The sequence below is a fragment of the Poseidonocella sedimentorum genome (assembly GCF_900116005.1).
In the GTDB taxonomy this organism is placed as follows: Bacteria; Pseudomonadota; Alphaproteobacteria; order Rhodobacterales; family Rhodobacteraceae; genus Poseidonocella; species Poseidonocella sedimentorum.
Map to the genome: position 1 here is coordinate 164488 of NZ_FOYI01000007.1, position 15449 is coordinate 179936.

12 protein-coding genes and 1 pseudogene are annotated in these 15449 nt (G+C 67.7%); 6 read left to right on the forward strand and 7 right to left on the reverse strand.

Features of this window, described 5'->3' with window-relative positions:
• Positions 1–143: 143 nt before the first annotated feature.
• Both BM353_RS17235 and BM353_RS11565 read right to left on the reverse strand, forming a co-directional pair.
• Positions 144–290, reverse strand: a pseudogene (locus tag BM353_RS17235) (DUF4864 domain-containing protein); the annotation flags it as partial.
• Positions 291–314: 24 nt separating this feature from the next.
• Positions 315–1892 (reverse strand): lysine--tRNA ligase, encoded by a 1578-nt coding sequence (locus tag BM353_RS11565; RefSeq protein ID WP_092081012.1) that lies wholly within the window; start codon positions 1890–1892, stop codon positions 315–317.
• 116 nt (positions 1893–2008) lie between these two features.
• Between BM353_RS11565 and BM353_RS11570 the strand changes: the two genes are divergently transcribed.
• Complete coding sequence (locus BM353_RS11570) at positions 2009–2434, forward strand: tellurite resistance TerB family protein (RefSeq protein ID WP_092081014.1); 426 nt, start codon at positions 2009–2011, stop codon at positions 2432–2434.
• 117 nt (positions 2435–2551) lie between these two features.
• On the opposite strand, the gene BM353_RS11575 is transcribed toward BM353_RS11570, so the two are convergent.
• The 4 genes from BM353_RS11575 to meaB form a co-directional block, all read right to left on the reverse strand.
• Positions 2552–4387 carry an ABC transporter ATP-binding protein gene (locus BM353_RS11575; RefSeq protein WP_092081015.1) on the reverse strand — a complete coding sequence of 612 codons (1836 nt, stop codon included), beginning with the start codon at positions 4385–4387 and terminating at the stop codon, positions 2552–2554.
• A gap of 265 nt (positions 4388–4652) precedes the next feature.
• The gene (locus BM353_RS11580; protein WP_092081017.1) at positions 4653–6194 is read right to left on the reverse strand and encodes an alanine/glycine:cation symporter family protein; all 1542 of its coding nucleotides are present in this window, start codon (positions 6192–6194) and stop codon (positions 4653–4655) included.
• Positions 6195–6225: 31 nt separating this feature from the next.
• A complete protein-coding gene (locus BM353_RS11585; protein ID WP_092081019.1) occupies positions 6226–6660 on the reverse strand; it encodes a universal stress protein in 435 nt (144 codons plus the stop codon).
• A gap of 394 nt (positions 6661–7054) precedes the next feature.
• Positions 7055–8065 (reverse strand): methylmalonyl Co-A mutase-associated GTPase MeaB, encoded by a 1011-nt coding sequence (meaB, locus tag BM353_RS11590; protein WP_092081021.1) that lies wholly within the window; start codon positions 8063–8065, stop codon positions 7055–7057.
• 92 nt (positions 8066–8157) lie between these two features.
• Here meaB and hrpB point away from each other — a divergent pair, with 92 nt between their 5' ends.
• Entirely contained in the window at positions 8158–10605 is a 2448-nt protein-coding gene (gene hrpB, locus BM353_RS11595; protein ID WP_092081023.1) for an ATP-dependent helicase HrpB, read from the forward strand.
• Between the two features lie 116 nt (positions 10606–10721).
• Here the strand turns inward: hrpB and BM353_RS11600 are convergent, their stop codons facing one another.
• Positions 10722–11177: a nucleoside deaminase gene (locus tag BM353_RS11600; RefSeq protein ID WP_092081025.1), complete on the reverse strand. Its 456-nt coding sequence runs from the start codon at positions 11175–11177 to the stop codon at positions 10722–10724.
• A gap of 49 nt (positions 11178–11226) precedes the next feature.
• On the opposite strand from BM353_RS11600, the gene BM353_RS11605 reads away from it, so the two are divergent.
• The 4 genes from BM353_RS11605 (at position 11227) to BM353_RS11620 (ending at position 15441) form a co-directional block, all read left to right on the forward strand.
• Positions 11227–12102, forward strand: a complete 876-nt coding sequence (locus tag BM353_RS11605) for a pseudouridine synthase (RefSeq protein ID WP_092081027.1) — start codon at positions 11227–11229, stop codon at positions 12100–12102.
• A 208-nt stretch (positions 12103–12310) separates the two neighbouring features.
• Complete coding sequence (locus BM353_RS11610) at positions 12311–13219, forward strand: 5-bromo-4-chloroindolyl phosphate hydrolysis family protein (protein ID WP_092081029.1); 909 nt, start codon at positions 12311–12313, stop codon at positions 13217–13219.
• 48 nt (positions 13220–13267) lie between these two features.
• Positions 13268–14467 (forward strand): toxic anion resistance protein, encoded by a 1200-nt coding sequence (locus BM353_RS11615; RefSeq protein WP_092081031.1) that lies wholly within the window; start codon positions 13268–13270, stop codon positions 14465–14467.
• Between the two features lie 5 nt (positions 14468–14472).
• Positions 14473–15441 carry a DUF2927 domain-containing protein gene (locus BM353_RS11620; protein WP_092081138.1) on the forward strand — a complete coding sequence of 323 codons (969 nt, stop codon included), beginning with the start codon at positions 14473–14475 and terminating at the stop codon, positions 15439–15441.
• The last annotated feature ends 8 nt before the right edge of the window (positions 15442–15449 follow it).

Below are 15449 nucleotides of genomic sequence, written 5' to 3' on the forward strand. Positions count from 1 at the left end.
GTTAACTGGCTCTGAGACCACCGTGACGGTCGCCCACGTCAGACCGCCCGATAGAGCGGCGCCAACAGATTGACGCCGTCAATGCGCCAGCCATCGGGTGTCTCGACCAGAATGTGATCGAGGCTGTAGCTGGCGCAGGATATTTATTTTATATCAACACGTTGAGCGAAGATCTCGCCCTCTTGGCGCAGGGCGCCATAGCGGCGGGAGCCGGGATCCCAGATCATGGGATAGCCCAACCGGGCCATCACGCCGAACCGTTCGGGCGAGCCGCAGCGACGCTGGATGCCGCGGCTGGCGAGCCGGCGCTGCCCTCAGGCGGCGAGCTCTCCGGCGAGCGCCTTGTCGATCAGCGCGATGGTTTCCTCGACGCCGTAGAGCGCAATGAACCCGCCGAAACGCGGCCCCTGGCTTGCGCCGAGCAACACCTCGTAGAGCGCCTTGAACCAGTCGCGCAGGGGATCAAACCGCTCGCGCCCGCAGGCAAAGACCTCCGATTGCAACGCCTCTGCATCGAGCCCGCCATCCCAGGCGGCGAGCCGGCCGCGCAGATCGCTCAAGGCTTCGCGTTCCAGATCGGTCGGCAGGCGGTATTGCTTCGCGGGTTTCACGAAGTCTTGATAGTACTTCAGCGCGAACCCGGCGGCGGCATCCATGTCCGGATTGGTCTCGGGCGAGGCCTCGGGCGCATAGCGCTGGATGAAGCCCCAGAGCTGCGACTTCTCCTCGGCATTGGCCACCGAGGCGAGGTTGAGCAGCATCGAGAACGGCACGACCATCCGGCTTTCGGGCACATCGCCGCTGTGAATATGCCAGACCGGGTTGTTGAGCTGCGCCTTCAGATCCTGCCCATGATAGGCGCGCAGCTGCTGGTGATACTCGTCCACCATCTTGGGGATGATGTCGAAATGCATCCGCTTGGCGGTCTTGGGCTTGAGATACATGAAATAGCTCAGGCTCTCGGTCGAGGCGTAGGTCAGCCACTGGTCGATCGAGACCCCGTTGCCCGAGGATTTGGAGATCTTCTGGCCGTTTTCATCAAGGAAAAGCTCATAGGAAAAATGCTCCGGCGGCCGCTCGCCGAGGGCCCGGCAGATCGCGTCATAGATCTTTTCGTTGGTCGCGTGCTCCTTGCCGTACATCTCGAAATCGACGCCAAGCGCGGCCCAGCGGGCGCCGAAGTCGGGCTTCCACTGCAGCTTCACATTGCCCCCCGTGACCGGTAAGGTCCACTCGCGGCCCGTCTCGTCATCGAAGGTCACGGTGTAGCTCTCGGCGCAGACCTTTTTCATCGGGACATAGAGCACCCGGCCCGTCTCGGGGTGGATCGGCAGGAAGATCGAATAGGTCGCGGCGCGTTCTTCGCGGAGCGATTTGAGCATGATTTCCATGATCTTGTCGTAGTTGTCGACAGCGCGTTTGAGCACCTCGTCGAACTGGCCGGAGCGGTAGAATTCGCGCGCGGAATAGAACTCGTACTCGAAGCCGAACGTGTCGAGGAAACGCCGCAGCATGGCGTTGTTGTGCGCGCCGAAACTCTCATGGGTGCCGAAGGGATCGGGCACCGAGGTCAGCGGACGGTGCAGGTGTTCGGCCAGCATTTCGGGCTGGGGGACATTGCCCGGCACCTTGCGCATGCCATCCAGATCATCGGAGAAACAGATCAGCTTGGTGGGGATGTCCGAGAGCGCCTCGAAGGCGCGGCGGATCATCGTGGTGCGCAGCACTTCGCCAAAGGTGCCGATATGGGGCAAGCCGCTCGGGCCATAGCCCGTCTCGAAGAGCACGTAGCCCTTCTCCGGCGGCGCTTTCTGGTAGCGTTTGAGAATCCGGCGCGCTTCTTCAAAAGGCCAGGCTTTTGACGTCATCGCGGTTTCGCGCAGGTCGGACATCTCTTTACTCCGGTTGATTGGCGGCGCCCCTCGCCGCAAGTGGCGCTTCCTATTGTGCAGCGGTCGCCACGTCAATATTCTGCAACGCAACAATGCCCAAGAGAAAAGGCTTCCACATGAACGATCAGACCCCGCATCCGCTCTCGCCGCAGGATTGCCTCGTCGCGCTGATGATCGCCATGTCGGCGTCCGATCAGTCGATGCGGACCTCGGAACTGGTCAAGATCCAGTCCGCCGTAGGGCACCTGCCCGTCTTCGCCGATTTCGACGAGGACCGGCTCAAACCGCTGGCGCAGATCGTCTTCGATCTCTTCGCCGAGGAAGACGGACTCGACGCGCTCTTCGGGCTGATCCGCGACAACTTGCCGGAGCGGCTGTTCGAGACCGCCTATGCGCTGGCCTGTGATGTGGCGGCAGCGGACGGACATCTCTACGAGACCGAGCTGCGGCTTCTCGAAGAGATCCGCTACGAGCTCGATATCGACCGGCTGCACGCCGCCGCGATCGAACGGGGCGCCCGGGCACGGCACCTGAGCGCCTGAGAGCGGCGCGCGGGGCACCCTTGGCCCTGCCACGTGATCAAGCGGAGCGCCCTTCGGGCGCACGCGATGCGTTTTGCGCGCCCATCCGGGCGCGCGCTGGCGCCCGGATGGCATTCGTCAGGCCACGTCCGTGCCCAAAAAGCCGCCGGACTGGCGCGCCCAGAGCCCGGCATAGATACCGCCGTGGGCGAGCAGGCCGTCGTGCGAGCCGTCTTCGACGATCCGGCCCTGATCCATCACCAGGATGCGATCGAGTTGGGAGATCGTGGAGAGGCGGTGGGCGATGGCGATCACCGTCTTGCCCTCCATCAGGCCGAAGAGTGTCTCCTGAATCGCGGCCTCTACCTCCGAATCGAGCGCGCTTGTGGCCTCGTCCAGCACGAGGATCGGCGCGTCCTTGAGGATCACGCGGGCGAGCGAGATCCGCTGGCGCTGGCCGCCCGAGAGCTTCACCCCGCGCTCGCCCACTTGGGCGTTGTAGCCGCTGCGATTGTTCGGATCCGAAAGCGACTGGATGAACTCATGCGCCTCGGCGCGGCGGGCGGCGGCGATCATCTCGGCGTCGCTGGCGTCGGGCTTGCCGTAGAGGATGTTGGCGCGGATCGAGCGGTGCAGCAGCGAGCTGTCCTGGCTGACCATGCCGATGGCGGCGCGCAGGCTCGATTGTGTGACCTGGGCCACGTCCTGCCCGTCGATCTCGATCCGGCCCTCTTCGGCGTCGCGAAAGCGCAGCAACAGGTTGACGAGGCTCGACTTTCCCGCGCCCGAGCGGCCGACGAGGCCGACCTTCTGGCCCGCGGGGATGTGGAGCGAGACCCGATCGAGCCCGCCCTGGCCCTTGCCGTAGTGATGCGAGACCTCGTCGAAGCGGATCGAGGCCTCGCGCACCATGAGCGCGGGCGCGCCGGGGCGATCCGTCACTGAAAGTGGCGTGGCGATGGAACGCAGCCCCTCGCGGATCGTGCCGGCGTGCTCGAAAAGCCGCACGGTGACCCACATGATCCAGCCGCTCATCCCGTTGAGCCGGAGCGTCAGTGCCGAAACCGCCGCCACCTCGCCCACCGAGACGCGGCCGATTGACCACATCCAGATAGCGGGGCCGAGCATGGCGACGATGAGCACGCCGTTGATCACGTTGAGCCCGAAGGAGAGCTCGGTCATCAGCCGCAGGAAGCGCTGGAACCGCAGGCGCAGGCGCCGCATCGCCGAGAGCACGTAGCGCTCCTCGCCGCCGGTGGTGGCGAAAAGCTTGATCGTCTCGATGTTGGAATAGGCGTCGACCACGCGGGCGGTGACCATCGAGCGCGCGTCCGACCAGCTCTCCGAGGCTGCGCTCACGCGCAGGGCGATGCTGCGGGTGTAGAGCCCGTAGACCACCACCCAGCCGAGCAGCGGCAAGGCAAGCACCGGGGCGATCCCGGTCAGAATGAGCGCCGCGCCGAGCACGTAGGAGATCGAGTACCAGATCCCCTCGAAGGCCATGTAGGTGCTGTCCTCGACCGCTTCGCCCTGTTTCATCACGCGGTTGGTGAGCCGCCCGGCGAAATCGTTCTGAAAGAAGCCGACCGATTGACCAAGGAGATGGCGGTGGGCGCGCCAGCGGACCTGTTCTTGCATGTTGCCGGCGAGGGTCTGTTCGAGCAGCAGGTGGTTGAGGCCGATGAAGAGCGGGCGGATGAGCAGCACGAAGACCACGACCAGCAGAAGCTCCAGCCCGTGTTCGTCAAAGAAGGTGCCCGGCGCGCTGCTTTCCATCAGGTCGATCACGCGGCCCGAATAGAAGATGAGCCCGGTCTCGATCAGCGCGACCGCGACCCCCGAGAGCGCCATGAGCGCAAGCAGAGGGCGGAAGGGGCGCAGCTGCGACTTGACGTAGGGCCAGAGCGCGGCGGGGGGCGTTTCGACATCGCGATCGGCAAAGGGATCCACGAGGTTTTCAAAAAAGCGATACATGACGGAAATCCGGAAGGTGACTCAGGAAAAATTTGGCAAGCGGAGCGGCCCTTGCGGCCACCTCACAGGAATGGCCGCCTCAGGATGGGCGTCGATCAATCCCGTGAAACATGCTTGCCCTCCGTCATGGTCTGGCGTCTTGAGTCGGGGCGTTCCTACCCGAACCGCGCGCGAATGTCACCCCACGTCACCCGGCGCCGGCCGAAAAAAACCCGCCGCGGAGACCGCGACGGGTGTTGGCTTTGAAAACCGGCGCCCGGGGGCGTCAGTGGAACTTCTTGATTTCTCCGGTTTTCAGACGGCTCAGGTAGCTTTCGAGCTCGGCCTTGACCACCGGCATCAGCACGTAGAGCGCGATGATGTTGACCACCGCCATGGCGAAGATCGCCGCATCCGAAAAGTCGATCACCGGGCCGAGGCTGGCGGCCGCACCGATCACGATGAAGATGCAGAAGATCACCTTGAAGACCAGCTCCTTGGTCCGGCCCTCGCCGAAGAGGAAGGTCCAGGCCTTGAGCCCGTAGTAGGACCAGCTGATCATCGTCGAGAAGGCGAAGAGGATCACGGCAAGCGCCAGCACGTACTGGAACCACCCGAAGGAGGAGGAGAAGGCCGCCGACGTCAGCGCCACGCCCTTGTTGCCGTCCACGGTCTGGATCGTGCTTGCGCCCTCGTCGAGCAGGTAGAGCCCGGTGTTGGGATCGCTCACGAGCTGGCCGGTGATGATGATCACGAGCGCGGTCATGGTGCAGATCACGACGGTGTCGATGAAGGGCTCGAGCAGCGAGACGAAGCCTTCGGTGATGGGCTCCTTGGTGCGCACCGCCGAGTGGGCGATGGCCGCCGAGCCGACGCCAGCCTCGTTGGAAAACGCCGCCCGCTTGAAGCCCTGGATCAGCGCGCCGACAAGACCGCCCGCAACACCGAGCCCGGTGAAGGCGCCCGAGAAGATCTGGCCGAAGGCCCAGCCGATCTGATCGGCGTTCATGATCAGGATGACGAGCGCGACAAGCACATACATGACCCCCATGAAGGGCACGACCTTTTCCGTCACCCGGGCGATGGACTTGAGCCCGCCGACGATCACGGCAAAGACGATGACCGCGAAGATGATCCCGGTGATCCAGCCGGGAAAATCGCCGACCACGTTGGCGATCTGGGCGTGGGCCTGGTTGGCCTGGAACATGTTGCCGCCGCCGAGCGCGCCGAGGATACAGAAGATCGAAAACAGGACCGCGAGGATCTTGCCGCCGGGAATGCCCCGTTCGGCGAAGGCCTTGGTCATGTAATACATCGGGCCGCCAGAGACCGTCCCGTCCGCGTATTCGTTGCGGTATTTGACCCCGAGGGTACATTCGGTGAATTTCGAGGCCATCCCCATGAGGCCTGCGAGGATCATCCAGAAGGTCGCCCCCGGCCCGCCGATGCCCACGGCCACGGCCACGCCGGCGATGTTTCCGAGCCCGACCGTACCCGACAGCGCGGTGGCGAGCGCCTGGAAGTGGCTCACCTCGCCCGCGTCATCGGGGTCCGAATAATCGCCCTTCACCAGCGATATGGAATGCGGGAAGGCGCGGAACTGGATGAAGCCGAAATAGAGCGTGAAGACCGTCGCCGCGACCACCAGCCAGGCCACGATCCACGGGAAGGACGTCCCCGGGAAGGGGCTGAAGATGAAATTGACGAACCAGCCGGTCGAGCTGGCGAAGGCGTCATTGATCTGCTGATCGAGGGTTTGCGCCTGGATCGGTGCCGCGGCGATCGCGGCGAGACCGGCCAGCGCCCCTCGAAGTCTGAAATGTGTCATTGTTGACTGTCCCTGCTTATTTTTTGTCGGATCATGGAATGATCGTCAGCGCGATCGGGGTGGTCTGGGCGAGGGTCATTGGCACCGAGCCGAAGAAGCGCTTCGACAGCGTGCTCTGACCTTGCCGGCCCACGACGAGCTGATCGGCCTTTTCCTGAGTGGCAAGGCGCGCCAGCGTCTCGGCCACGTGGCCATATTTGACCGTCCCCGTCACCGTCACCCCGCTCGCGGCGTATTTCTCCAGCGCCGGATCGATCACCGACGTCTTGGCCCGCTTGAGCTCATCCTCGCGCCGGGCATGGCGCTCTTCGATCTCTTCGGGTGTGAGGAATGTGTAGGGCGACCACTCCAGTACATGAGCCACCACGACCGACGCCCCGGCCTTTATGGCCTGATCCATCGCGTATTCGAGTGCACGTACCGCGCTGTCGCTGCCATCATAGGCAACAACGATTTTCGTCGTCATCTGCTGTCTCCTGCGTCGACTCCCCTTTGGGAGTGTTCGAGATATGCGGGCACCTTGGGGCGCCAGCGGTGGTGTCGCAGTCTGGCTCCGGGCGGCCGGATCGGCAAACGCCTCCGCCCGTAGCCCTCTCAGCCTCGCACGCAAACCTGTTCAAATCCCGGGGCCCCAATGCCCCCGCCGCGAGGAAACCACGCGCGTCGGACGGGTGCGGCGTCACTGCACCGTGCCACGAAATTGCCGCAGTTCAATTTATGACTATATCATGACCGCGAATTTTAGCAGCATTTTCAAATGCTCGGTGTGAAAGCGATGCAAATTCGCACCGCTTCGCTTAGAAATTGGCCTGCGGCAAGGGGGCGCATGGCGGGCCCGCGGCTGGGGCGCTGGCCGATCCTCAGGCGGGTCCGGCCGGGCCGTTTTCCCCAGCGTCAGGCGCGTCCAGCGCGTCCAGCATGTCGCGCGCGGCGGCCAGCGGGGCCAGATGCCCCGCCGCGACCTCTGCGCCAAGCGCGGCCATGCGCGCCCGCGCCCCCGGCGTCTCCAACCGCGCCAGAAGCGCCTGCCGGACCTCTTCGGCAAACCAGTGCCGCGCCTGCTCCGCGCGGGTCTGCGCGAAGACCGACCGCGCCCGGCGCCACTCCAGAAGCCCACGCATCTCACCCCAGACCGTCTCCAGCCCATCGGCCTCCAGCGCCGAGACGCACAGCGCCTTGGGAAAGTCTTCCGGATCCTGCGGACGGCGGCGCATGAGGCGCAGCGCGCCGGCGTAGTCGGCCCGCGTCCGCTGGGCGGCGGGTTTGAGCGCGCCATCGGCCTTGTTGACCAGCACCAGATCGGCGATCTCCATGATCCCCCGCTTGACGCCCTGCAACTCGTCGCCCCCCGCTGGTGCGAGCAGCAGCACAAACAGATCGGACATCATCGACACCATCGTCTCAGATTGCCCCACCCCCACGGTTTCGATCAGCACCACGTCGAACCCCGCCGCCTCGCAAAGCGCCACCGCTTCGCGCGTCCGGCGGGCCACGCCGCCGAGGTGGCTCTGCGCCGGAGAGGGGCGGATGAAGGCGTTCGGCTCGCGCGAGAGGCGCTCCATCCGTGTCTTGTCGCCGAGGATCGAGCCGCCGGTCCGCGCGCTGGAAGGATCAACCGCCAGCACCGCCACGCGCAGCCCCTGCCCGGTCAGCATGCAGCCGAACGCCTCGATGAAGGTGGATTTGCCGACGCCGGGCGTGCCCGAAAGGCCGATCCGCACCGCCTGCCGCCCTGCGCCCGAGACCCGGTCCAGAAGCTCCGCCGCCATGGCCTGATGATCGGCGCGCTGGCTCTCCACCAGCGTGATCGCCCGCGCGAGGCTCCGCCGGTCGCCCTTCAGGATCTGTTCCGCGAGTGCCGCGATCTCCATGCGCCTCTCCTTTTGGCCCGCTTATCCCCCGCGCCCCGCGCCCGCGCAAGCCGCCTCTCGACCTCGCCCGCGCCCGCGCCCATAACGAGCCCATGGCCGACACGCTCCCGATTCACGCGATCCTCGACGATCTTATCGCCGCCATGGCCGCCGGGCGCCGCGCCGTTCTGCAAGCCCCGCCAGGCGCGGGCAAGACCACCGTCGTGCCGCTCGCGCTGCTGCGCGCCGGCATCACCAGCGGCACGATCCTGATGCTCGAACCCCGCCGCCTCGCCGCCCGCGCCGCCGCCGAGCGGATGGCCGAAAACCTAAGCGAACCCGTGGGCCAGACCGTGGGCTACCGGATGCGCGGCGAGGCGCGGGTGAGCCGCGCAACACGGATCGAGGTGGTGACCGAGGGCATCCTGACGCGCCGCATCCAGTCGGATCCCGGGCTCGACGGGGTCGGCGCGGTCATCTTCGACGAGTTTCACGAACGCTCCCTCAACGCCGATTTCGGCCTTGCCCTCTGTCTCGAAATCGCCGGCGCCCTGCGCGATGATCTGCACCTTCTGGCCATGTCCGCCACACTCGATGCCGCCCCCGTCGCCGCCCTGATGGACGCCCCGATCCTCACCGCCGAGGGGCGCAGCTTTCCGGTCGAGACGATCTGGATCGACGCGCCGCTGCCGCCGCGCACGCGCCTGCCGGAGGCCGCCGCCGATCTGGTCGCCCATGCCGCCGCCGAGACCGCGGGCGACATGCTCGTCTTCCTGCCCGGCGAGGGCGAAATCCGCCGCACCGCCGCGCTCCTCGGCAAGCGCCTGCCCCCCGATCACGTGGTCCAACCGCTCTTCGGCGCGATGGACTTCTCAAAGCAGCGCGCCGCCCTCTCCCCGCTCGCCCGGGGCCGCAAGATCGTCCTCGCCACGGCCATCGCCGAGACCTCGCTGACCATCCCCGGCATCACCACCGTGGTCGATGCCGGCCGGGCCCGCCGCGCGCGTTTCGATCCGGCCAACGGCATGTCTCGCCTCGTGACCGAACGCGTGACCCGCGCCGAAGCCACGCAGCGCGCGGGCCGTGCGGGCCGCACCGGGCCGGGCCGCGCCTATCGCCTCTGGACCCGCGGCGAAGAGGGCGCGCTCGCCCCCTTCCCGCCGCCCGAAATCGAGACCGCCGATCTCGCCCCGCTGGCGCTGGACCTCGCGGCCTGGGGGGCCGAACCTGCGGATCTGCCGTTCCTCGCGCAGCCCAACCCCGGCGCTCTGGCCGAGGCCCGCGCCCTGCTCCGTCTGCTCGGTGCGCTCGATCGCGACGATCGGATCACCGCCCACGGCCGCGCCCTCGCCGCCCTGCCGCTCCACCCGCGCCTTGCGCATATGCTGAGCCGGGCGGGCAAGGCCGCCGCCCCGCTCGCCGCCCTTCTGGGGGACCGCGATCCGCTCTCGGGCGCCCCCGTCGATCTCGCGCTGCGCCTTGAGGCGTTGCAGGACGCAAAGGCCTTCGCCGCCCGCCGCCCCTACGCCCTGAACCGCGGCGCGTTGGAGCGCATCCGGGCCGAGGCCCGCCGCCTCGCCGCCCTCGCCCCGCCCCCCTCCGGTGAGGCGCTCTCCCCCGCCGCCATGGCCGCGCTCGCCTACCCCGACCGCATCGCCCTCAGGCGCAAGGGCGCCGCGCCCCGCTACCAACTCTCCTCCGGCTCCGGCGCGGTTCTGGACGAGGCCGACCCGCTCGCCGGCCAGCGCCTCCTTGTCGCAACCTCCCTCGATGGCGACCGGCGCGAGGCCCGCATCCGCCAGGCCCTCCCCATCGCCGAAACCGAGCTTCGCGCGCTCTTCGGGGATCTCATCGCGTGGGACAGCAGCTGCGCCTGGTCGCGCCGCTCCCGCCTCGTTGAGGCCCGTCGTCAGGAACGCCTCGGCGCCCTCGCCCTCGATGACCGCATCTGGCAGGACGCTCCGCCCGAGACCATCGCCCGCGCGCTGCTCGACGGGGTGCGCGACCTCGGCCTGCCCTGGACCGACGCCGCCCGCCGCTTCCAGGCACGGGCGCTCCTCCTGCGCGACTGGGACCAGACCGTCCCAGACCTGTCGGACGCGGCCCTCCTGGGGGCGCTCGACGATTGGCTCCTGCCCCACCTCACCGGATTGCGCAGCGCCGAAGACATCCGCGCGCTCAACCTCCTGCCCGCCCTGCGCGCCATCCTCACCTGGGAGCAGAGCCAGGCCCTCGACCGCACGGTCCCACCCGCCTTCACCACGCCGCTGGGCCGCAAGATCCCCATCGACTACTCCGGCGAGCACCCCGCCATCGCCCTGCGCCTGCAGGAAATGTTCGGCCAGACCACGCACCCGACAAGCGCCGGCCGCCCCCTGCGCATCACGCTGCTCTCCCCGGCCCAACGCCCGGTACAGGTGACGATGGACCTGCCCGCCTTCTGGCAAAACTCCTACGCCGATGTGCGCAAGGACATGCGCGGCCGCTACCCCAAACACCCCTGGCCCGAAGACCCAAGCCAGGCCGACCCGACGCTCCGCGCCAAGCCGCGCCGCGGCTGAGACCGGCAAGCAGCGGCCTCCACCCGGCCCACGCGGGGCGCAAGCCCCGCGCCGCGCGCCCCGGAAGGGGCGCAAAACCTCATGTCGTGCGGGCCGGCACGGCCCGCTCCGTTTGATCAGGGGGACAGCCGGCGTTCTGCAAAGAACCTGCGCAACAGCTCCGCCGAGGCGTCCGCGCCGATCCCGTCATAGACCTCCGGCGCATGGTGGCACTGCGGCTGGGCAAAGACCCGCGCGCCCTGGGCCACGCCGCCTGATTTGGGATCCGCCGCGCCGTAGTAGAGCCGAGCCACCCGGGCGAATGAAATCGCCGCCGCGCACATCGGGCAAGGCTCCAGCGTAACGTAGAGATCCGCGCCCTCGATCCGCTCGCTGCCCGCGGCCGCGCAGGCCGCCCGCAGCGCCAGCACCTCCGCATGGGCCGTGGGGTCCGACAGCTCCCGCGTCCGGTTTCCGGCCCGCGCGATCACCGCGCCGCCGCGCACAATCACCGCGCCGACCGGCACCTCGCCGCGCGCCGCCGCGGCGCGCGCTTCCTCAAGCGCTGTATCCATGTAGGAGGTGAAGCCCATGCAGATCTGTCTCTTTCCCTGTCCCGCGATATCCTCTATCGCAACAGCCATGAGCAAAGACAGCCCCAAAGCCAGCCCCAAAGACGCGGGCGCCACGGACACCCCCGACGGGGATCGCATCGCCAAGGTCCTCTCCCGCGCCGGGATCGCCTCGCGCCGGGATGCCGAGCGGATGATCGAGGCCGGGCGGGTTTCGGTCAACGGCAAGACCATCACCCGCGCCGCGCTCAACGTGACCGACCGGGACAAGATCACCGTCGATGGCAAGCCGGTCGAGCCGCCGCAGGCCGCACGGCTCTGGCTCTATCACAAGCCCACCGGCCTCGTGACCACCACCCGCGACGAACAGGGCCGCAAGACCATTTTCGACGCGCTCCCCGAGGATCTGCCCCGGGTGATGAGTGTCGGCCGGCTGGACCTCAACTCCGAGGGGCTGCTGCTCCTGACCAACGACGGCGGCATCAAGCGCCGGCTGGAGCTGCCCTCGACCGGCTGGCTCCGCAAGTATCGCGTCCGGGTCAACGGCCGCCCGCAGGAGGGCGATCTCGAACCGCTGCGGCAGGGGATCGACGTCGAGGGCACGCGGTTCCAGCCCATGGCCGTCACTCTCGATCGTCAGAAGGGCGCCAATGCCTGGATCACCGTCGGCCTGCGCGAAGGCAAGAACCGCGAGATCCGCCGCGCGATGGAGGCGATCGGCCTCACCGTCAACCGCCTGATCCGCGTCTCCTATGGCCCGTTCCAGCTCGGCCAGCTCAAATCCGGCGAGGTGCAGGAAATCCGCCCCCGCGTGCTCAAGGACCAGCTCGGACTGAGCGAGGACGACGCCGAAAAACCCGGCGCCCCGCCCGCCGGCGGCAAGGCTTCCGCTGGGTCAGGCGGCAAAAAACCGCGCGTGACGCGCACACCGCGCCGCAGAAGCTGAGAATTCTTACCGGTTTTGTTGCCTTCCCCCGCGCCAAGCGGCTAACGTCTCGGCGGTGCTGGTATTTTGTTTCGGAGAGTCGCAAGGCTCCGTCCGGGTGACACGTGAAACGTGGAGGGACTTATGAGCGGTGAAGGGTTGCGAAAACTCGCCTTCGCGCTTCTCGTGGCGCTGATCCTCTTTGTCTCCTTTACGGGAGGCGCCTGAGATGGCCCAGCGGTTCGGCGGCAAGTACAGCCCCTCCGACTCCATTTCGGGCTCCGACTCCGAGCGCCCCACCGGCAAGTCCGCCCCCGGGGCGAGCTTTCAGGGCGCGCGCCGCACCCGCGCGGGCGGCCGGGTCAACCTGCTCTTCATCGCGCCGCTCCCGCTGGCCTGGGTTGCCTTCTTTCGTGGCGGGCCAACCGGCCTTGCCCTCACCCTTCTGGCGCTCGGGCTTTTGCTTCTGGCCGCCTGGCTCACCCGCGAGGGCGTGCGCGCGCATGAGGCCTATGACGCGCGCAAGATCGCCCGCCGCCCCGCCTTCCCACGCAAGATCGCCGGCGCCGGGCTCACCGGGCTCGGCCTGGCCTGCGCCGCCGTGACCGACAGCGGCATCGCCGGCGCGCTGATCTACGGGCTCATTGGCGCCGCGCTCCACGCCTTTGCCTTCGGCCCCGATCCGATGCGCAACAAGGGGATGGAAGGGGTCGATGCCTTCAACAGTGACCGCGTGGCCCGCGCCGTCGAGGCCGCCGAGCGCGAGCTCGCCGCCATGTCCGACGCCGCCCTGCGCACGCAGGACCGGGGCGTCCTCGCCCGGATCGAAGGCTTTCACGAGACCGCAAGGCGCCTGTTCCGCACCGTGGAGGAAGATCCCCGCGATCTCACCGCCGCGCGCCGCTACCTCTCGGTCTATCTCACCGGCGCCAAGGACGCGACGGTCAAGTTCGCCGACATCTACACCCGCAACCGCGACGCGGAGGCGCGTGCCGACTACTTCGCCCTGCTTGATGATCTCGAGCAGAATTTCGCCGCCCGCACCGAAAAGCTCCTGCTCGATGACCGCAGCGACCTCACGGTCGAGATCGAGGTGCTGCGCGAGCGCTTGTCGCGAGAGGGGATCCGGCCAGAATGATCGCCCCGCCGCCCGTGATTTTCCCAAGTTCCAACAGTGAGGACCCCGATGTCTGAAACCATCCGCAAGGAAGCCGAAAAGACCATGACCATGGTCAAGGAGCTCAACGACGTCGTCCTGCCCGAGCCGGTCGACGCGGGGCAGATCGTCCCGCTTGCCGAAGCCGATCCCGGGGTCAGCGACGAAATTCGCCGGCGCATGGACGAGATCGACATGGCCGACACCAACTCCATCGTCGCCTTCGGCAGCGGTGCCCAGACCGAGCTTCAGGAAATCAGCCAGTCGATGCTCGACGGGGTGCGCAACAAGGACGTGGGCCCCGCGGGCGACAGCCTGCGCGGGATCGTCAGCACGATCCGGGGCTTTGCCGTCTCCGAGCTGGATGTGCGCCGCAAGCGCAGCTGGTGGGAGCGCCTGATGGGCCGCGCCGCGCCCTTCGCCAAGTTCACCGCCCGGTTCGAACAGGTGCAGGGCCAGATCGACAAGATCACCGATGACCTGCTCCATCATGAGCACACGCTGCTCAAGGACATCAAGTCGCTCGACCTGCTCTATGAAAAGACGCTGGCCTTCTATGACGAGCTGGCGCTCTACATCGCCGCGGGCGAGGAGAAGCTGGCCGAGCTCGACGGGCAGGTGATCCCCGCCAAGGAGGCCGAGGTGCAGGCCGCGCCGGAGGGCGATCAGGTCATGAAGGCCCAGGAGCTGCGCGATCTGCGCGCCGCGCGGGACGATTTGGAACGGCGGGTGCATGACCTGAGGCTCACGCGTCAGGTCACGATGCAATCGCTGCCCTCGATCCGTCTGGTGCAGGAAAACGACAAGAGCCTCGTGACCAAGATCAACTCGACGCTGGTCAACACCGTCCCGCTCTGGGAGACCCAGCTTGCGCAGGCGGTCACGATCCAGCGCTCGACCGAGGCCGCCGCCGCGGTGCGCGATGCCAACGATCTGACCAACGAGCTCCTGACCTCCAACGCCAAGAACCTGCGCGAGAGCAACCGGGTCATCCGCGAGGAGATGGAGCGCGGTGTCTTCGATATCGAAGCGGTGAAACAGGCCAATGCCGATCTCATCGGCACGATCGAGGAGAGTCTTCAGATCGCCGACGAGGGCAAGGCGCGCCGGGCCGCGGCGGAAGACGAGCTCAAGGCGATGGAGGCCGAGCTGCGCACCACGCTGGCCGCCGCCAAGGCACGCAAGACCGGGCTGGGCGATACCGCCGGGACCTCCGTTCCGGCGCAGTAATGACGATGCGGGGCGCGGCACGGCGCGGATGGATCGCGGCCCTCACGCTGGCCGCGCTGGCGGGCTGCGACGCGCCCATGACCCCCGCGCCCGCGCCGGGCGGGGGGCCCTCGGCCGAGGCGCCCGCCGCGCCGCCCTCCCCGCGCGTCTCGCCGACCGTCCCGTCGGAGACAAGCCAGACGCTGGCGCGCTACTACGCGCGGGTGCAGGCCGGGCTTCTGGAGCGCGGGCTGCTGCGCCGCGATGGCGGGGGGGCCGATACGCCTTTCACCTCGGCCATGCTCGCGCGCAATTTCGAGCAGATCGCGCTCTATGACGAATACGGCGGCGGCAACGGGACCCTGCGCGGCCGCGAGACCGAGATCCCGCTCCGCCGCTGGGAAGATCCGGTGCGGATCTCGATGGAGTTCGGCGCCACCGTCGCGCCGCAACAGCGCGAGATCGACCGGAGCTTCGTGCGCGGCTATGTCGCGCGGCTCGCCAATCTCACCGGCCATCCCATCACCATGACCGACAGCGCGCCCAATTTCCACGTGCTGGTCCTCAACGAGGACGAACGCCGGACGATCGGCCCGCGCCTGCGCGAGATCGTCCCGGGGATCAACGAGGGCTCGGTCAACACGGTCGAGAACCTGCCGCGCGGGGTGCTCTGCCTTGTGCTCGCCTTCCCCGGCGTCGAAGGCGACATGCGCTATCATCGGGCCATCGCGCTGGTGCGGGGCGAGCATCCCGCCCAGTTGCGCGAGGCCTGTTTCCACGAGGAGATCGCCCAGGGCCTCGGCCTCGGCAATGACAGCCCCGCGGCCCGCCCCTCGATCTTCAACGACAACGAGGAATTCGCGCTGCTCACCCGGCAAGACGAGCTGCTGCTGAAGATCCTTTACGATCCGCGCCTTTCGCCGGGCATGACGCTGGACGAGGCGCATCCGATCATCGTAACCATTGCCGCCGAGCTTGTCGGCGGCCCCGTCTAAGGCCCGCG